The organism is Synechococcus sp. H55.11 (assembly GCF_047462475.1).
Classification (GTDB): Bacteria; Cyanobacteriota; Cyanobacteriia; order Thermostichales; family Thermostichaceae; genus Thermostichus.
The window spans coordinates 1-17,089 of the sequence record NZ_JANSJI010000250.1; the positions used below are offsets into that span (position 1 = coordinate 1).

At 61.3% G+C, this 17,089-nt stretch carries 16 protein-coding genes and 2 tRNA genes; 6 read left to right on the forward strand and 12 right to left on the reverse strand.

The genetic code is table 11. The features are described 5' to 3' along the window. The 3 genes from NW853_RS09980 to pds form a co-directional block, all read right to left on the reverse strand. The gene (locus NW853_RS09980; RefSeq protein WP_414334894.1) at positions 1 to 801 is read right to left on the reverse strand and encodes an ABC transporter permease; all 801 of its coding nucleotides are present in this window, start codon (positions 799 to 801) and stop codon (positions 1 to 3) included. Positions 802 to 875: 74 nt separating this feature from the next. Continuing rightward, on the reverse strand, positions 876 to 1,754 hold the full coding sequence (locus NW853_RS09985; protein WP_414348936.1) for a phytoene synthase: 879 nt from the start codon (positions 1,752 to 1,754) through the stop codon (positions 876 to 878). Between the two features lie 116 nt (positions 1,755 to 1,870). Then, positions 1,871 to 3,283 (reverse strand): 15-cis-phytoene desaturase, encoded by a 1,413-nt coding sequence (pds, locus tag NW853_RS09990; RefSeq protein ID WP_414348940.1) that lies wholly within the window; start codon positions 3,281 to 3,283, stop codon positions 1,871 to 1,873. 171 nt (positions 3,284 to 3,454) lie between these two features. Between pds and NW853_RS09995 the strand changes: the two genes are divergently transcribed. Then, positions 3,455 to 4,693, forward strand: coding sequence for a phosphoglycerate kinase (locus tag NW853_RS09995; protein WP_414348941.1), 1,239 nt, complete (start codon positions 3,455 to 3,457; stop codon positions 4,691 to 4,693). 120 nt (positions 4,694 to 4,813) lie between these two features. Here NW853_RS09995 and NW853_RS10000 read toward each other — a convergent pair whose 3' ends face one another. The 3 genes from NW853_RS10000 to NW853_RS10010 form a co-directional block, all read right to left on the reverse strand. Next, entirely contained in the window at positions 4,814 to 5,164 is a 351-nt protein-coding gene (locus NW853_RS10000; protein ID WP_414334896.1) for a DUF1257 domain-containing protein, read from the reverse strand. A gap of 116 nt (positions 5,165 to 5,280) precedes the next feature. Then, positions 5,281 to 6,792: an AAA family ATPase gene (locus NW853_RS10005; RefSeq protein WP_414334897.1), complete on the reverse strand. Its 1,512-nt coding sequence runs from the start codon at positions 6,790 to 6,792 to the stop codon at positions 5,281 to 5,283. A 187-nt stretch (positions 6,793 to 6,979) separates the two neighbouring features. Continuing rightward, positions 6,980 to 7,351, reverse strand: a complete 372-nt coding sequence (locus NW853_RS10010) for a hypothetical protein (protein WP_414334898.1) — start codon at positions 7,349 to 7,351, stop codon at positions 6,980 to 6,982. A gap of 179 nt (positions 7,352 to 7,530) precedes the next feature. Here NW853_RS10010 and NW853_RS10015 point away from each other — a divergent pair, with 179 nt between their 5' ends. Then, positions 7,531 to 7,737 carry a hypothetical protein gene (locus tag NW853_RS10015; RefSeq protein WP_414334899.1) on the forward strand — a complete coding sequence of 69 codons (207 nt, stop codon included), beginning with the start codon at positions 7,531 to 7,533 and terminating at the stop codon, positions 7,735 to 7,737. Here NW853_RS10015 and NW853_RS10020 read toward each other — a convergent pair. The 4 genes from NW853_RS10020 to NW853_RS10035 form a co-directional block, all read right to left on the reverse strand. Continuing rightward, positions 7,734 to 9,578: an ABC transporter ATP-binding protein gene (locus NW853_RS10020; RefSeq protein WP_414348937.1), complete on the reverse strand. Its 1,845-nt coding sequence runs from the start codon at positions 9,576 to 9,578 to the stop codon at positions 7,734 to 7,736. The two genes, NW853_RS10015 and NW853_RS10020, sit on opposite strands and share 4 nt — an antisense overlap. Before the next feature lie 19 nt (positions 9,579 to 9,597). Beyond that, complete coding sequence (gene argB, locus NW853_RS10025; RefSeq protein WP_414334902.1) at positions 9,598 to 10,545, reverse strand: acetylglutamate kinase; 948 nt, start codon at positions 10,543 to 10,545, stop codon at positions 9,598 to 9,600. A gap of 83 nt (positions 10,546 to 10,628) precedes the next feature. Next, positions 10,629 to 11,507, reverse strand: coding sequence for a M56 family metallopeptidase (locus NW853_RS10030; RefSeq protein WP_414334903.1), 879 nt, complete (start codon positions 11,505 to 11,507; stop codon positions 10,629 to 10,631). Further along, on the reverse strand, positions 11,504 to 11,938 hold the full coding sequence (locus NW853_RS10035; RefSeq protein ID WP_414334904.1) for a BlaI/MecI/CopY family transcriptional regulator: 435 nt from the start codon (positions 11,936 to 11,938) through the stop codon (positions 11,504 to 11,506). Before NW853_RS10035 ends, NW853_RS10030 begins: the two co-directional genes overlap by 4 nt. Positions 11,939 to 12,050: 112 nt before the next feature. Here NW853_RS10035 and miaB point away from each other — a divergent pair, with 112 nt between their 5' ends. Then, entirely contained in the window at positions 12,051 to 13,412 is a 1,362-nt protein-coding gene (gene miaB / locus NW853_RS10040) for a tRNA (N6-isopentenyl adenosine(37)-C2)-methylthiotransferase MiaB (protein ID WP_414348938.1), read from the forward strand. On the opposite strand, the gene NW853_RS10045 is transcribed toward miaB, so the two are convergent. Continuing rightward, positions 13,412 to 13,483 (reverse strand) — tRNA-Thr (locus NW853_RS10045). The genes miaB and NW853_RS10045 overlap by 1 nt on opposite strands. A gap of 8 nt (positions 13,484 to 13,491) precedes the next feature. Further along, positions 13,492 to 13,577, reverse strand: a tRNA-Tyr gene (locus NW853_RS10050). Between the two features lie 185 nt (positions 13,578 to 13,762). Between NW853_RS10050 and lysA the strand changes: the two genes are divergently transcribed. The 3 genes from lysA (at position 13,763) to NW853_RS10065 (ending at position 17,027) form a co-directional block, all read left to right on the forward strand. Next, positions 13,763 to 15,139 (forward strand): diaminopimelate decarboxylase, encoded by a 1,377-nt coding sequence (lysA, locus tag NW853_RS10055; protein WP_414334906.1) that lies wholly within the window; start codon positions 13,763 to 13,765, stop codon positions 15,137 to 15,139. 212 nt (positions 15,140 to 15,351) lie between these two features. Further along, positions 15,352 to 16,275 (forward strand): diadenylate cyclase CdaA, encoded by a 924-nt coding sequence (gene cdaA / locus NW853_RS10060; RefSeq protein ID WP_414334907.1) that lies wholly within the window; start codon positions 15,352 to 15,354, stop codon positions 16,273 to 16,275. Between the two features lie 5 nt (positions 16,276 to 16,280). Continuing rightward, on the forward strand, positions 16,281 to 17,027 hold the full coding sequence (locus NW853_RS10065) for an isoprenyl transferase (RefSeq protein ID WP_414348939.1): 747 nt from the start codon (positions 16,281 to 16,283) through the stop codon (positions 17,025 to 17,027). Positions 17,028 to 17,089: the final 62 nt, after the last annotated feature.

Genomic DNA, 17,089 nt, shown 5'->3' on the forward strand with positions numbered 1-17,089 from the left:
CTAATCCTGCTGGTGGGAAAACAGGTAGGCACCCACCAGGGCCAGAAGGGTTGCCAACCCCGCCAGCACCGCCACTGTGTACCAGGGGAACTGGGCAGGGGGCTGGTAGGCGGCTGCCCGCATGCCGATGCTGGCGTAGGAAAGGGGCAGGCAATAGACCAGCACCTGTAGGTAGCCTGGCAACTGGCTGGGATCAAAAAAAGTGGCCCCCAGAAAGGACATGGGCGTAATCAAAAAGTTGGTGAGCACGCCCACACTCTCCAAGCTGGGCACCTTTAAGCCGGCGATTACCCCGATGCCGGCAAAGACAGCGCAATCCAAAAGCAGCACCAACAGCGCCAGGGGATGAAGAAGGCCCCAGGCTCCTGTCCCCAGCACCCCCACCGCCAACACTCCCAAGGCCGTGAGCAGGCCGCGGGCAATGCCCGCCAACACCTTACCCAAATGCAGCGCCAGCGGATGCACCGGCAAGAGCAGCAGCTCTTCAAAGCTCTTGGTAAACAGCCGCGATCCACAAATGGAGAAAGTAGTGCCGGCAAAGCTAATCGTCATGGCCGAAAGAGCCACCATCCCCGGCAAAATAAAGCGTAAATAGGAACCTGCCGCCGTCGATCCGCCTACGTCAGCCAGGGCCTCGGCCCGCAGGGATCCGCCCAGCCCCACCCCAAAAGCAACGATGTAGATGAGGGGGGCCACCAGCCCCGAAGCCACCACCTGCCAGACCCGCCCGCGCAGATCCAGCCAGTCGCGCCAGAAGATGGTTAAACTGTCTTCCCAGATTTGCCGATAGGGCATCACCATAGGTTTTCCTCGCTCTTTACGGGTTTGGGGCTTGCCCACTGGGATCCGCAGTGGGAAACGGCTTGCTGTCACTACTAATAGCCGTAGTAGTTGGAGCGCCACCAGGCCACCGGCAGCGCCAGCGCCTTGCTCAGGGTGGACACATAGGCCCGAGTGCGAAACACCTGGTAGTGGTTGCGCTCGATGGCGTTGAGGATCTGCCGGTAGAGCATCAAAGAAGCGGCCACCGGCCAGCGGGAGTCCGACTGCAGGGTAGGGATCCCTCGTTCCGCTTGGGCATAGAGCTCTCGAGCTCGCCGGATCTCGTAGTCCATCAGGGCCATCCAGCGCTCGTCGATGACATAGTTAAACAAATCCCGCTCTGAGTAGTTGAAGCGGCGCAAGTCCTCCAGAGGCAAATAGATCCGCCCGCGGCGGGCATCTTCCCCCACATCGCGCAAGATGTTGGTCAGTTGCATGGCGATCCCCAGGGCCACCGCCTCCTCGCGGCCATCCCGACCCGGCACAAACCCCATGATCTCCGAGCACATCAGCCCCACCACCCCGGCCACCCGGTAGCAGTAAACCCGCAGGTCTTCCCAGGTGGCGTAGCGCCGGGTGTCCAGATCCATGCTTTGCCCCCGTAACATCTCGCGGAAGGGCTCAATCGAGAGGCGGTAGGTGTGGATGGTGTGGATCAAGGCCAGGTCGGTGGGGGCTTGCGGCTCCCCCCCCTGGAACAAGGACTCCAGATGGGATCCCCACTGCTCCAGCTTGCTGCGGGTGACTTCCACCGCCGTCTGGCTGGCCTCCAGCCCATCCAGCAACTCATCGGTCTGCCGCAGCCAAGCATAGATGGCCCAGATGGCCCGCCGCTTGGGTCGAGGCAAGAGCAGGGATCCCAAATAAAACGTCTTGGCGTGCTTGGCCGTGATCTGGCGGCAGAGGGCAAAAGATTGCTCCAGCGGACTCATCGGGCTCATCTCCAGGGGCGCGGGGCCAGATGGGGACAGCGAGGGCACATCTCAACACTACGGGAAAGCGGACAGGCTGGATAGCCCCGACAGTCAGGTTGCTCCAAATGAGGCGATCAAACCCCTGCGGTTGCCAACCTTGAGAGCGCAGCCGCCGGGGATGGGCTCCCCTTGCTGATGGCCTCGGCTGCCCACTTGCCGGAGAGGATGGCCCCCTCCATGCTGCCCAGGAAGGGTTGCAGGGTGTAGCTGCCCGCCAAGAAAAAGTTGGGGATGGGGGTGACCTGAGTGGGACGGTATTGCTGCCGGCCCGGTGTGGCCTTATAGACCGAGCGCGGCGTTTTCACCACCACCCATTTGCGCACCCGCGCCGGGTTGGGGCCGGTGAGGTGCTGGGGAAAGAGTTTTTGGAGCTCCTCCAGCGTGGCCGCGAAGATCTCCTCGTCGCTGCGGTCGATCCACTCGGCAGCCGGGGCCAGCACCAGCTCCAGCATCGAGCGCTGTGGATCCGCATAGCCGCGGCAGGTATTGCTCATGTCGGCATACACGCTCAAGAGCGGCGAGCGGGAAAACAGCGAGTGGTCGATGTGGGTGAGCTTGCGGTCAAACCAAATCTGCAGGCTGATCACCGGCACCCCTTCCAGCTCGCGCAGTTGCTGAAAATAGGGCAGTTCCCACCACCGGGCCGGCAGCAGCTCTTTGAGTGCATCCACCGAAAGGGCTGAGACGTAGGCGTCGGCGGTGACCTGAAGCGGCCCGGCAGGGGTGAGAAAGCGAAAGCCCGCTACACTGCCGTCGGGGTTGAGGTCGATGGCCTGCAGCACCGCATTCAAATGCACCTGGCCGCCGCGGGCTATGATGGAGTCCGCCATCGGCTGGCAAAGCCGCTCCGGCGGGGCGCCATCCAGGTAGGCGATCTTCGAGCCGTCCTTTTGGCGCAAAAAGCGGTTCAGGGCCGTCAGGGGCACCATGGCCGAGATCTCGTCTGGGTTGATGAAGGCCAACGCCTTGGAGACGGCGATAAAAATATCCGTGTTGACCCGCTCGTCAATGCCCTGCCGGCGCAGCCATTCTAAGAGGCTGTAGCGATCCATCTGCTCCACGTAGCGCTGGCCCCGCACCATGGCCGGCACTAGGCCCAGGGCAAATTTCACCTTTTCGCTCCAGGTGAGCATGTCGTTGTTGCGCAGGATGCCGACAATGGCGTTGAAGGGAGCGGGAATGTCCGGCAGGTCAAAGCGGGAGTAGGTGCCCGGCTTGTCCGGCTGGTTGAAGATCAAACTGTGTTCCTTCCACTGCAGGCGATCGGAGATGCCCAGCTCCCGGAACAGTTGCAAGGTGTTGGGGTAGGCGCCGAAAAAGTTGTGCAAACCCGTCTCAATCCAGTCCCCGTCGGCATCCTTCCAGGCGGCCACCAGCCCCCCCAGCACATCCCGCCGCTCAAACAGCAGCGGCTGATGCCCGGCATCACACAGATACTTGGCACAGGCCAGCCCCGCCAGCCCTCCTCCAGCAATGGCTACACGCATGATGATGACAATGAGCAACATTATCTATTCTATTTGCAAACCGTTACAATCGCTCCAGCCACCGGCGGTGGGGAGAAAACCCGGAGAGCACTTGTTTCCCGCCGGGATCCGATCCCTGGTAGGATACGGAAGAAAAAAGCGATTCTCTTGGTTCCAGGGGGAGGGACGATGATGGCCAAACAAACACTGGGATCCCTGCTGTCATCCGGCTTTGATCTGACCGGCAAGCGTGTGCTGGTGCGCGCCGATTTCAACGTCCCTCTGGATCCCCAGGGCAACATTACCGACGACACCCGCATCCGCGCCTCGCTGCCCACCATCCAAGCTCTGGCCCAGGCGGGGGCCAAGGTCATCCTCACCAGCCACCTGGGCCGCCCCATCAAAAAAGACAAAGAGACCGGCGCCCTCCAGATCACCCGCGAGGGCAATAGCCTCGCCCCTGTGGCCACCCGTCTTTCCCAGCTCTTGGGCCAGCCGGTGGCCTTTGCCCCCGACTGCATTGGCCCTGAGGCGGAAGCCGTGGTCAGCCGCCTGGAAAACGGACAGGTGGCCCTCTTGGAAAACGTTCGCTTTTACCCGGAAGAGGAAGCCAACGACCCGGAATTTGCCCGCAAGCTGGCCTCGCTGGCCGACTTGTTTGTCAACGATGCCTTTGGCAGCGCCCACCGCGCCCACGCCTCCACCGCCGGCGTCACCGCCTACCTCCAGCCTGCCGTGGCCGGCTACCTGGTGGAAAAGGAGCTGCAGTTTCTCTCCGGCGCCATCGAGAACCCCCAGCGACCTCTGGCGGCCATCATCGGCGGCTCCAAAGTCTCTACTAAGATTGGCGTCATTGAGCGGCTGCTGGAAAAAGTGGACAAGCTCCTGCTGGGCGGCGGCATGATCTTCACCTTCTACCAAGCCCAAGGGATCCCAACCGGCAAGTCTTTGGTGGAAACCGACAAGCTGGAGCTGGCCCGCTCTCTGATGGAGAAGGCCAAAGCGCGGGGCGTGGAGCTGCTGCTGCCGGTGGATGTGGTGGTGGCCGATAAGTTTGACAAAGACGCCAACGCCCAGACGGTTTCCATCCACGCCATTCCCGACGACTGGATGGGCTTGGACATCGGCCCCGAATCGGTCAAAGCCTTCCAGGCTGCCCTGCAGGGGTGCCAAACCGTAGTCTGGAACGGGCCGATGGGCGTATTTGAATTCGACCGCTTTGCCGCGGGCACAGAAGCCATTGCCCGCACCCTGGCCGACCTCACCCAGGCCGGGGCCATCACCATCATTGGCGGCGGCGACTCGGTGGCGGCTGTGGAAAAAGTCGGCCTGGCCGACAAAATGACCCACATTTCCACCGGCGGCGGCGCCAGCCTGGAGCTGCTGGAGGGCAAAGAGCTGCCCGGCATTGCCGTCCTCAGCGAAGCGTAGTGTAAGTTCCTGCTCGGCTCATCCAACCCAAAAGCAGCAAAAAAGTAGGGGCTGAGTTCAGCCCCTCTTTGTGATCTACTCGGCTCAGATGGCCGCAGCAATGGCGAGACTGGATCCGGCTTAGTGCATCACCACTTTAACGTTGGCGTTGTTCAAGCCAGGACGCTTCACCTCGGCCAAGGTCTTGTTGACGGCGTACTTCTGGTTGATGGAGTTGATCAACTCGGTTTGGTTGTGCTTCTTGGCCACGCCCCACAGATCGGCGATCAGGTCGTAGGAACCGTCGGGGTTCTTGGACCAGCCCAGATCGTAGTCGCCTTCCAATTGGGCCACGATGTCGGCACGAACACGCTGGCCGTTGTAGCCACGCACATCGGCGTTCATCTTGACGGTGTAGCCGAGATCGCGCAGGGAGTTAACCAGAATCTGGCCATCGGTGATCTTGGTGCGCAAGGTGCTAAAATGAGACATGGTGTTTCTCTCCTGTGTTTAGGGTTTGGAACATCAACACAAACAATGGGCAACGTTCAAAGTGGGGGTTTTGCCATTTTTGCCTCTGCCAAGGCAACTCTGGCTTCTCACTCCTCCTAGAACTCCAGCCGCTGGTACTCGGCTACAGAGGCTGCTGCAGGCCGAGCCCGCTGCTGGGCCCATTCCCTCAACGCTACCACTTGCTCCGTCATGGTGCGAGATAGCGGTTGAGTTGCTTTCGTTGCTGCCAAAATGTCCAGTTGCGTAAATTCGCGGTTCTGGGCAAACGCTTCGTACATGGCAGCAATCAAAACTTGTTCGATCTCCGCGCCGGAGAAGCCCTCGCAGGCCGCTGCTAGCTGACGCAGATCAAAGCGGCTGATGTCGCGCCGCCGCTTCTTCAGGTGGATCCGGAAGATCTCCATGCGCTCGTTGATGTTGGGCAGATCCACGAAGAAAATCTCGTCAAAACGGCCCTTGCGCAGGAACTCGCCCGGCAGGCGCTCTACGCGGTTGGCCGTGGCCATGACAAACACCGGCGAACGCTTCTCCTGCATCCAGGTGAGGAAGGAGCCAAAGATGCGGCTGGAGGTGCCGCCATCGGAGTCGCTAGAGCCTGCCGAGCCGGCGAAGGCTTTGTCCAGCTCGTCGATAAAGAGGATGGCCGGTGCCAGCGATTCGGCGGTGCGCAGGGCGCTGCGCAGGTTGGCCTCTGACTTGCCGACCATAGAGCCATCATAGACGCGGCCCATATCTAGGCGCAGCAGCGGCAAACCCCAGAGACGGGCGGTGGTCTTGGCGATCAGGGACTTGCCGCAGCCGGGCACCCCCAGAATCAAAAGCCCCTTGGGCTGAGGCAGGCCGTAGGCACGGGCCCGCTCGGTAAAGGCCTCAGAGCGCTGTAGCAGCCAACGCTTCAATTCCTCCAGACCGCCGACCGCGTCGATCGTCTCATCTTCTTCGATGAACTCAAGGATGCCGTTGCGGCGGATCAGTTGCTTTTTCTCAGAGAGAACGATATCGACCTCCGCCTCGCTGAGGCGACCGTGCGTCACCACCGCCTTGCGGTAAACTTTTTCCGCCTCATCCTGCGTCAGGCCCAGGGCCGCTTTGACCAGCTTTTCTCGCGTCTCAGGGCTTACGGATCCGCCGCGGGGAAGCTGCTCCAACTGCCGGTTGAGGGTGCGCTCCAGGGCAGCCATGTCCGGCAGGGGAAAGTCGACTACGCAAATGTCTTTCTCCAGCTCGACGGGGATCACCTGCACCGGCGACATGAGCAAGATGGTTTTGTGGGATCCCTTCAAGCTGGCGATGGCATCGCGCAGCCAACGCTTGACCTCGGTGTTGTCCAAAAAGTCGTGCAGATCCTTGAAGACGCAGATGGCGGGATCCTTTTGCTCCATCACCCACTGGATGGCCGGCTGGGGAGATTGGGTGTTGTGCTGGGTGAGGCTGCGGGGGTTGCCGTATTCGATGATGCCGTGGGTAACTGTCCAGATGAATAGGCGTCGCTGGGGCCTCAGGGTGCGGGCAATCGCTGCCAGAGCCGCTTCCGCCCGTTCCTCCTCTGGGGTAAGCAGGTACAGCAGTGGGTATTGAGCTTGAATGAGGATGCTGAGCTCTTGCATGGGAAACACCAACTGCAGAGGGGAAATCTAAGGAAAGCGACAGAAAGGGAGAAAAACGGAGTTTGGGTTGCTTGGGCTTGGATCGCGCTTGGGAAGATGTCCTTGTTGAGTGAATCTTAGAAACCTTTTGTGCTGGTGTTTGCTCCTGTCTAGCTTCAGTTGCCAAAGGAGCCCACCTAGAAGCGTTTTAGCAGGGCACCAACGCATCTTGGCGTTGCTCTTCCGAGCCGGCAGCCGATCCCCAGTATTCTGGCTCCACCTCTTCGAGAATGGCTTCCTCAGCCGATGGCTGGTGCAGCGAAACCACCTCTCCGTTGCGGATGACAAACCGATGGCCGCACTCAGGGCACCGATGGACGCGGTAGGCGCTGCCTTGTACGCCTTCGATAACTTCTGGGTGCAGCAGATAAAAGGTGAGGGCCTTCTCTGCCACCGCTGACATTGGCTCTTGCTCCACGGCAGCCCGAATCTTCAGATTCCGGTACAGGTCAGGTGAGAGATACAGAGTTACCTTCTGCTTGACCTCTGTGCCTTCCACTACTTCTGGCCGATGATTCATGGCTAACCGCTTTTCTGAGTTGCTTGCCAAACTTGAAGGCCATCATAGCCAGCCTGCCGCTTTGACGGCAAGCTTTTAACAATCTGTAATAATTTTCTCGATATCTTTTGGGCTTGTGGACATCTGCGGGTGGGGGAGTAGGCTAAGTAGGAGACTCAGGAGCGGAGTGGGCAATCCCTATGGAACGCTTAATCAACACCCTCAGCAAAAATTTCTCCAGTTGGGGCCGCCGTGCCCTGGTGCAAACCGGCGATGGTTTGGCCAGCTTAAAGGACATTGCCCTGGACAGTGGCAATCTGTTGCTCTGCAAAGCTCGAGTTGCCCTTGCGGACGCCAGCTTCACCACCCTGCGGGCGCTTGGGTCTCGCTTTGGTGCCGGTCGCTAGCCGCCCAGACCTTGCAGCCGGTAGAGCTTGGCGTAGAGGCCGTTGCGGGCCATGAGCTCGGCGTGGGATCCCTGTTCTTTCAGTTCCCCCCGCTGCAGAACCAAGATGCGATCCACATTGCGGATGGTGGAGAGGCGATGGGCGATGATGAGGGCGGTGCGATCCCGTAGCAGGGTTTCCAGGGCGGATTGGATCAGGGCCTCCGTGCCCACATCCAGGCTGGCGGTGGCCTCATCCAAGACCAAGATTTTCGGATCCCGCCACAGGGCCCGCACAAAGCTAATGAGCTGTTTTTGGCCGCTGGAGAGGTTGCTGCCCCGCTCCCGCACGGGGGTGGCGTAGCCCTGGGGCAGCTCGCGGATGAACTCGTGCAGGTGGAGTTGGCGGGCCACCCGCTCTACTTCTGCCAGCTCGCCCTTCTCTCCCAGGGTGATGTTTTGCTGGATATCTCCAGAGAACAAGAATCCGTCCTGCAGGATCACGCCCAGGTGACGGTGCAGCTCGGCCTGGGGCAGATCGCGAATGTCCACGCCGTCGATGCGGATGCAGCCGCGAGTTACCTCGTAAAGGCGGCAAAGTAGGCGGATGATGGAGCTTTTGCCGGCGCCGGTGGGCCCCACCAGGGCGACCTTTTCGCCGGGGCGGATGGTGAAGCTGAGGTCTTTGAGCACCCACTCGCCGGGGTTGTAGGCAAACCAGACCTGCTCGAACTGCACCTCCCCTTTGGCCGTTGGGGGCAGGTGGCGCGGCTGGACGGGATCCTGGATGGCGACGGGCAGGCTGAGGATGTGGTCGATGCGTTCCACAGCGGTGAACCCCGCCTGCAGGGCGGTGAACTTTTCCGCCAACTGGCGCAGGGGGTTGAAAAAGCGCTGGGAAAAGAGAATGAAGGCGTAGAGGCTGCCGAAGGTGAGGGGTTCTCGGGGCAAAGGCAGGGATCCCCCTCCGGCTGCCAGCACCTGCTGCCCCCCCACCCACAGGAGAGCGGCCACCGCCAGCCAGGCAACCCACTCCAAAACGGCGGAAAGGGCAGAGTCGTAGAGGATGGTCTGATCCACCTCTTGGATGTAGCGCCGGTTGATGGTTTGAAAAATCTCGCTGTTGAGCCGCTCCCGCCGAAACAGTTGCACCACAGCAATGCCCAAGACGTTTTCCTGGATCCAGGCGTTGAGCTTGGAGAGCTCTTCCCGCACGCGGAAGTTGGCATCGCGAAAGCGGCGCTGCAGCTCGATGACCACAGCGCTAACCGGCAGGACAATGAGGATCAGCAGCAGGCCCAGATCCCAGCGCTGGCTGAGCATTACCACCGCGATTACCGCCAGGGTAAAGAGGTCGCTGACGATGCCGACCGCGCCGGTGGAAAACACATCCCCCAGAGCTTCTACATCGCTGGTGATGCGGGTGATCAACTTGCCCACCGGGGTGCGATCGAAAAATTGGGCCGGCAGGGCCAGCACGTGGGCAAAGAGATCATTGCGGATGTCGCGGGTCATCAACTGCCCCAGCTTCTGGCTGGTATACCCTTCCAAGGCTTGAAAAACCCAGCGGGCCAGCAGGGTGAGGATCAACAGGCCCACGTAGGGCCAGAGGCCGGCGAGGATCCCACTGTTGCCTTGGGCGAGCGCTTGGGCGATGGGGCCGTCCAGGGCCCGCTGCAGGATCAAGGGCTGCACCGCATCGGCTAGGGCCAGGGGCGGCAAAAAGGCCAAGGCGGCCAACAACAGCTTCAGGTGCCGCCGGGCATAGGGCCAGAGCAGCCGCAGCAGTCGCCAGTCACTTTCTCGCCGGGGTTGGGGATCCCTACTTAAATCGGCAGCGGGGGGAGAGGTGGCAAGGCTCACTGACTGACACCCAAAAACGTTAAGGAAGCCTAGCAGGCCCGCTGTTCAGTCCCTCCAACTGGGCGGAAAATTGGGAAGGGACAAGCTTAGTGCCCACGCCGGCATCGGTTAGCAGTTCCAAGAGCAGGGAATGCGGGGATCCCCCGTCTAGGATGTGGGCGGCCCGCACCCCTTGAGCCAAGGCGCGAATGCAGCACTGCACCTTGGGGATCATGCCGCCTCTGACCACGCCGCTCTGGATTAACTGGCGGGCCATCTCGATATCCAGAAGCGTAATCAGGGATCCAGAATCTTGGGGATCCCTGAGAATGCCGGGGGTGTCGGTGAGAAGGATCAGCTTTTCTGCCCCTAGAGAGGCCGCCAGCTCCCCGGCTACCGTATCGGCATTGATGTTGTAGGCTTGGCCCGTCTCGTCGGCGGCCACGCTGGAGATCACCGGGATCTGGCCGCCCTCCAACAGAGTTTGCACCAACTGGGGGTTGATGGTGCTGACTTCTCCCACAAAGCCGATTTCCGCCCGGCCCTGGGAGCGCGCCTTGATCAAATTGCCATCCCGACCGCACAGCCCCACCGCCGAGCCGCCCGCTAAGCTGATGAGCTGTACAATCTGCTTGTTGACCTTGCCCACCAGCACCATCTCCACCACCTCCATGGTGGCGGCATCGGTCACCCGCAGGCCGTCCACAAACTTGAAGGGAATGTCCAGCTTTTGCAGCCAACTGTTAATCTCCGGGCCTCCTCCATGCACCAGCACCGGACGGATGCCAACGCAGGCCAGAAAGACGATGTCCCGTAACACCTCGGCCCGCCGTTCCTGATGCACCATGGCGGCGCCGCCATATTTGATGACAATGACGCGGCCCTGGTACTGCTGGATGTAGGGCAGAGCCTCAATGAGGATCTGCGCCCGCGTCAGGGGATCACAGGCCGACCCAGTCGCCTCAGAAAGGGAAAAGTTGGTCTGCACTGCCGTAAGTCGGTAGAAGTCAGAAAGCCTGACCTAGAGTAGCGCATTCTGCCAGATTCTGGGACTCCGTCCCGCTACCGCAATCAGCTATGGAACGGAATCGCCAGCAAAGGCAACAGGGCCAACCCTAACCAAGCCCAACCCTGAACTGGAGCACTGGGTAAGGGATCGACAGGCTCTAACTCTGCCTGCTGCAGCAGAGCATCGATGCGCTCTTGCAGCCGTTGTCCTGGGTCTGAACTCACGGCCATTGCAAAGCCAACCCAAGCTGATGCCAGTTGATCCCCCACCCCATAGCCCACCACCTGCAGCAAGGCTTCTCCCAACAGCAAGGGATCCACCCGTTGGGCCGCCCAGCGATCCGCCCGCAGCTCCCGCAGGGTGAGCAATTCCTGCCAGAGGATCTCGGTGTTGGGCAGCCAGCCGGTGAGGCGTCGCAGCCAGCCCACCCCAAACATCCAGAGGGTGTCGCGGTAGTGGCGGTGGGCCTCTTCGTGGGCGATCACAGCCCGCAAGTGCTCCTCATCCAATTGCTCCAGCAGGCCGCGGCTGACCACCAGCCGCGAATTCCACACCCCCACTTGGGCGGCAAAAGGGATCTCCAAGTCCAGCACATAGGCTGGAGAGCCATGCAAATCCACTTGGGCCAGAGCCTGTAGGTGGGCGCGTCGATAGGAGCACCAGTATTCCCACATCCAGCGCAAGGCCACGCCGCCGGCCACAGCCAGCAGCAGCAGGGCACAGCCGTAGCAGAACCAGCCCCCCGCCCCGGCCATTTGTCCCCATGGCCCCATCCAGGCCAAGGCCAAAGCAGTTGTCAGCAAAAGCAGCGGCGGCAGCAGGAAATGGAGCCAAGCTCGCTGCCAACGTCGGCCCCACCCGCCACCTTTATCCAGACGCACTTGCGCCCGCCACAGCCAACTGAGGCCTAAGCCCAGTGCCAACATGCCCAAGTGGCTCATCGCGTCTCCCTCCTAGCTTGACGAGCTGCCCGCAGCCGTTCGGCAATCGCCTGCAACTGGGACACACTGGCCTGATCCAGGCTGTCGGCAAAGGCTGCCACCGTATCCGGATCCCCCACGGCCAAAAATTGTTGCAGGTGGGTGAAGGCCCTGAGGCTGGCCGCTTCCTGACGAGAAAGACGGGGCCGCCACAGCATCGGTAGGTTTCGCCCCTGCGCATCGGTGCGGCGCTCACAGCTCACCCAGCCCTTCTGGCTCAGGCGCTGCAAGACGGTGGTTACCGACGCATAGGCCAGCTCTCGATCCGGATCGGCCAAGATGCGCTCGTGGATTTGCCGGGTGCTGGCACTGCCCAAATCCCAAAGGATATCCAGGATTTCCGATTCCAGAGGGCCCAGCGACAGTTGCTTGGGACGATGCTTTGGCAACATGCACCTTTGCCAGGGTAAGGATCCTTTCCAGATTAGCCGATGCAGTCGCAAACTCCGTAACCGTCAGGGATCCGCTAAGCTCAAAATGATGGCTTTTGGTGCTGTTCTTCCCATGGCTGCTCCCACTTACCACACCATCACCTTCGGCTGCCAAATGAACCGCGCCGACACCGAGCGCATGGCCGGGATCCTGGAGTCGCTGGGGTATGTGGCCACCGAAGATGAGTCGCAGGCGGATTTGGTTCTCTACAACACCTGCACCATCCGCGACAATGCTGAGCAGAAGGTGTATTCCTACCTGGGCATCCAGGCGCAGCGCAAACGGAAAAACCCGGCCATCAAGCTCATCGTGGCCGGCTGTGTGGCCCAGCAAGAGGGAGAAAAGTTGTTGCGCCGCGTCCCCGAGTTGGATCTGGTCATGGGCCCCCAGTACGTGAACCGCCTTGGGGATCTGCTGGCGCAGGTGGAGGCCGGCAACCAGGTGGTGGCCACCGATCCCATCGAGATCCCAGAAGACATCACCAAGCCCCGCCGCGACAGCCAGGTAACCGCTTGGATCAACGTCATCTACGGCTGCAACGAACGCTGCACCTATTGCATCGTGCCGCTGGTGCGGGGACAAGAGCAGTCGCGCCAACCTCAGGCCATTCGCGCCGAGATCGAAGACGTGGCCCGGGCGGGCTACCGCGAGGTGACCTTGCTGGGCCAGAACATCGACGCCTACGGGCGGGATCTGGATCCCAAGACCAACCTGGCCAGCCTGTTGCGCTTCGTCCATTCGGTGGAAGGGATCGAGCGGATCCGCTTTGCCACCAGCCACCCGCGCTACTTCACCGAGGAGCTGATCGCCACCTGCGCCGAGCTGCCCAAAGTCTGCGAGCACTTCCACATCCCCTTCCAGGCAGGCAGCAACGCCGTGCTCAAGCGGATGCGGCGCGGCTACACCCAGGAGCGCTATCGCCAACTCATCCAGCTCATCCGCCAATACATGCCGGAAGCGGCCATCAGCGCCGATGCCATCGTCGGCTTTCCGGGCGAAACAGAAGCCCAGTTCCAAGAAACCCTGCAACTGGTGCGGGATATCGGCTTTGACTTGTTAAATACCGCCGCCTACTCCCCCCGTCCCGGCACCCCTGCGGCGGAGTGGCCTGACCAAGTGCCGGAAGAGGAAAAAAGCGATCGCCTGCAACGGCTGAACCGACTGGTGGCCGAGGTGGCTGCCGCCCGCAGCGCTCGACTCCTGGGCCAAGTGCAGGAGGTGCTGGTGGAAGGCCCCAACCCGAAAAACCCCCGCCAGGCCATGGGGCGCACCCGCGGCAATCGCTTGGTGTTCTTCGCAGGGGATCCGGAACAACTGAAGGGATCCCTGGTGCCGGTGCGCATCACGGCTACACGGGCCTTCTCTCTCAGCGGCGAGGTCTGCAAGCCAGGCGAGACTCTGCCCCAGCCAACAGGGGCCACCCACATCCTGTAAGCCCACGACGAGGATTGAACTCGTGACCTCCCCCTTACCAAGGGGGTGCTCTACCACTGAGCCACGTGGGCAAACCCGATGGTGGGCCGAGTTGGATTCGAACCAACGTAGGCGTAAGCCAGCGGATTTACAGTCCGCCCCCTTTAACCCCTCGGGCATCGACCCCCAGACACTGGCCTTCTATAGTAGCAGAAAGTGCCAGCCAAGATCGAATCCACTTGTGAGGAACGTGCCCTAGCGGGGCCGGGCAGGCAGCCATCCCCCTGGCAAGCGCGGGCTTGAGGGCCTTTCCTCGGCCAAACTGGAGAGAAAACTTGATAGGGTGTAGGACAGTCTTTTTGCTCGTCACTATGGTTTCAACCCTTGGCACCCCCACCCCCGTCGAACAAGTTTCTCCCAACCAGTCTTTGCGCCCCCTGACCAGCCGCATCAACAGCCGGGGGCACCTAGAAATTGGCGGCTGCGACGTGGTGGAGCTGGTGCGCCAGTTTGGATCCCCTCTCTACATCCTGGACGAGTGGACTCTGCGGCAGGCGTGCCGGCTCTACCGCCACACCTGGGCCCGCTGCTACGCGGGGGAATTCCGGGTTTTGTACGCCACGAAAGCCTGGAATTGCTTGGCCATTTGTGCTTTGGCCCTGCAGGAGGGGCTGGGACTGGATGTGGCTTCCGGCGGGGAGCTGTACACGGCTGTGCAGGCAGGAGCCAAAGGCGAAGATCTCTACCTGCACGGCAACGCCAAGTCTGTTGAGGAGCTGAACCTGGCTCTGGAAACGGGCTGTACTTTGGTGGTGGATAGCCTCTACGAGCTGCAGCAGGTGGCTGCCCTGGCCACCTCTGAACGACCAGCCCGCCTGTTGCTGCGGGTTAACCCCGGTATCGATGTCCACACCCACGAGTACATCCGCACCGGCCAAACCGATAGCAAATTCGGCATCGGGCGATGGCAACTGCCGGAAGCGATGGATCGGATAGCTGCCCATCCCCAGTTGGAGTGCGTCGGGCTGCACGCCCACATCGGATCCCAGATTTTTGATCTGCAAGGACACCGGGATCTGGCAGGGGTGCTGGCTCAGATCTGGCGGCAAGGGCTGGAGCGAGGGCTGCCTCTGCAAGAGCTGAATGTGGGTGGGGGCCTGGGGATCCGCTATGTCGAATCCGACGATCCCCCCTCCATTCCGGAGTGGGTGGAAACAGTGGCGACAGCGGTGCAACAGGCTTTTGCAGAAGCCGGGATCTCGCTGCCCAAGGTGCTCTGCGAGCCTGGACGATCCGTGATTGGGCCGGCTGCTGTTACCGCCTATACCCTGGGGGGGCAAAAGCGGATCCCGCCGGGCGATGGCCTGCCCGAAGGACGTCTCTACATCACCATCGACGGCGGCATGTCCGACAACCCCCGCCCCATCACCTACGGAGCCCGCTACACCGCCCTTCTGGCCAACCGCCCTGAGGCCGAGGCCACGCAGCGGGTCACAATTGCCGGCAAACACTGCGAGTCGGGAGATGTGCTGTTGAAGGATGTGCTTCTGCCGGCCCCAATGGCAGGGGAAGTGCTGGTGGTTTTGGCAACGGGGGCCTATAACTACAGCATGGCTTCCAATTACAATCGCTTTCCTCGACCAGCCGCGGTGCTGGTCAATGAGGGAGAGGCCCAGCTGATCCTGCGGCGAGAAACTTATGCCGACCTAATTCGTCAAGATGTTTTACCGGAGCGGCTGCGGCGGTGAGGCGGAGGTTGGTTGACCACAGCCGTCTCAGTTGAGGAAGGGGGTACCGCTTGTCCCGCAAGGGCAACTCACATCGGTCTTGGGCGGGCGAGACTGGAAAACAGATAGGAGGTGGGTGGTAGGCTGGTCTGGGGGCCGCAGTCAACAAGGGTTCTGAGAGCGGCACAGGCAGAAGGTCTGCAATGAGGGGAGCGTGAACGGGGTTTTTTGGCATGCTGGCAGCCTTATGGGCTTGGCTACAGCAATTTACCTTTCTCAGCCTCTTGGACTGGGCTCTGGCTGTCTTGCTATTGGCTTTGGCCCTCTACTACACCCGCGAGAGCCGGGCCGGGGTGCTGGTGCGGGGATTTATGGTGCTCCTGGTGCTCTACCTGGCCACAGCCTCCTTGCCGCTGGTGCACCTGATTTTGGATCGCCTGCTCCTGGCCGCAGCTGTAGCCATGGGCGTGCTCTTTCAGCCGGAGTTTCGGCGGCTGCTGGAGCAACTGGCGAGGGCCATCCGCGTTGAGTGGCCGGGCAACGCAGGCAATGACGAGGACGACCCTGAGGAGGATTTGGTGGAAGAATTGGTGCAGGCGGTGCGAGAGCTTTCCCAAAACCGGACAGGGGCGCTGATTGTAATCGAGCCAGATCAGCCCATTGACTCGCGGGTGTTTACCGACAAAGGGGTCTCTCTCCAGGCGCGGGTGTCGCGGGAGATCCTGCAGACGATTTTCCAGACTTCAACTTTGCTCCATGATGGGGCCGTTGTCATCCACCGGGATCGCATTCGCGCAGCGGGGGTGATCCTGCCGGTTTCGGAGCGGGCCGCCTCCCGACAACTGGGCACACGACACCGCGCCGCCATGGGGATCACCGAACAAGCCAACTGCTTGTGTATTGTGGTCTCAGAAGAAACGGGATCCATTTCGCTGGCAGAAGGCGGACGCCTGGAGCGACCCCTGACCAGTGCCGAGCTACACAAACTGCTGGTGCAGCGGTTGCGCAATCCCCGCGATGCTAAAAAACGAGATGCCCCGCTGCAGGGATTGTGGGCCCACCCGTGGTTGCGCAATGGACTGCTGCGCTGGTGGGGATCCCTGCTCGATCTGGCCAAACGCTTTCGCAAACCCGAGAAAACCCTTCCCAAAGACTGAGCCGCATGACCCTTTCTCCTGTCCATCTTCTGCAGTTGCCTGCCGACCTGGATCCGCAGTTGTTGCCCCGCCATGTGGCAGTGGTCATGGATGGCAACGGGCGGTGGGCGCAAAAACGGGGTTTGCCCCGCAGTGTCGGGCATCAGCGCGGGGTAGCGGCCCTGAAGGAGCTGTTGCGCTGTTGCGATGATTGGGGGATCCCCGCCCTCACCGCCTACGCCTTCTCCACCGAGAACTGGGGCCGCGCCCGCGAAGAAGTCGATTTTCTCATGACTTTGTTTGAGCAGGTGCTGTGGCAGGAGCTGGCGGAAATGGTGCAGCAGGGGGTGCGCATCCAGTTTGCCGGCCAGTTGTCGGCCCTGCCCCAGTCTTTGCAGGACACGATCCTGCATGCGGTGGAACGCACCCAGCACAACGAGGGCATTTGCCTGACGGTGGCCCTCAACTACGGCGGCAGACAGGAGATCCTGCAGGCTTGCCGCTCGATTGCCACCCTGGTGCAACAGGGACTTTTGCAACCGGATCAGATCGACGAAGCCCTCTTTTCCCAATTTCTCTACACCACCGGCCTCTCCGATCCCGACCTGTTGATCCGCACCAGCGGCGAGATGCGCATCAGCAACTTCCTGCTCTGGCAGATGGCCTACACCGAGCAGTACTTCACCCCCATCCTCTGGCCGGATTTCGACCGCGCCGCCTTTCACCAAGCCCTGCTCAGCTATCAGTCGCGGCAGCGGCGCTTCGGCAGATGAGAGGATGCCCGCCTGGTTCAATCAAACCAGACCCTCACCCCCAACCCCTCTCCCTCAGGGAG

What these genes read in the sequence shown, in the direction of transcription:
- miaB (WP_414348938.1), top strand. Translation starts at nt 12,051, where the DNA reads ATGGCTGCTCCCACTTACCACACCATCACCTTCGGCTGCCAAATGAAC.
- NW853_RS10010 (WP_414334898.1), bottom strand. Translation starts at nt 7,351, where the DNA reads ATGAATCATCGGCCAGAAGTAGTGGAAGGCACAGAGGTCAAGCAGAAG.
- NW853_RS10000 (WP_414334896.1), bottom strand. Translation starts at nt 5,164, where the DNA reads ATGTCTCATTTTAGCACCTTGCGCACCAAGATCACCGATGGCCAGATT.
- NW853_RS10030 (WP_414334903.1), bottom strand. Translation starts at nt 11,507, where the DNA reads ATGAGCCACTTGGGCATGTTGGCACTGGGCTTAGGCCTCAGTTGGCTG.
- NW853_RS09980 (WP_414334894.1), bottom strand. Translation starts at nt 801, where the DNA reads ATGGTGATGCCCTATCGGCAAATCTGGGAAGACAGTTTAACCATCTTC.
- NW853_RS10035 (WP_414334904.1), bottom strand. Translation starts at nt 11,938, where the DNA reads ATGTTGCCAAAGCATCGTCCCAAGCAACTGTCGCTGGGCCCTCTGGAA.
- cdaA (WP_414334907.1), top strand. Translation starts at nt 15,352, where the DNA reads ATGCTGGCAGCCTTATGGGCTTGGCTACAGCAATTTACCTTTCTCAGC.
- NW853_RS10005 (WP_414334897.1), bottom strand. Translation starts at nt 6,792, where the DNA reads ATGCAAGAGCTCAGCATCCTCATTCAAGCTCAATACCCACTGCTGTAC.
- NW853_RS10015 (WP_414334899.1), top strand. Translation starts at nt 7,531, where the DNA reads ATGGAACGCTTAATCAACACCCTCAGCAAAAATTTCTCCAGTTGGGGC.
- lysA (WP_414334906.1), top strand. Translation starts at nt 13,763, where the DNA reads ATGGTTTCAACCCTTGGCACCCCCACCCCCGTCGAACAAGTTTCTCCC.
- pds (WP_414348940.1), bottom strand. Translation starts at nt 3,283, where the DNA reads ATGCGTGTAGCCATTGCTGGAGGAGGGCTGGCGGGGCTGGCCTGTGCC.
- NW853_RS09985 (WP_414348936.1), bottom strand. Translation starts at nt 1,754, where the DNA reads ATGAGTCCGCTGGAGCAATCTTTTGCCCTCTGCCGCCAGATCACGGCC.
- NW853_RS10065 (WP_414348939.1), top strand. Translation starts at nt 16,281, where the DNA reads ATGACCCTTTCTCCTGTCCATCTTCTGCAGTTGCCTGCCGACCTGGAT.
- NW853_RS09995 (WP_414348941.1), top strand. Translation starts at nt 3,455, where the DNA reads ATGGCCAAACAAACACTGGGATCCCTGCTGTCATCCGGCTTTGATCTG.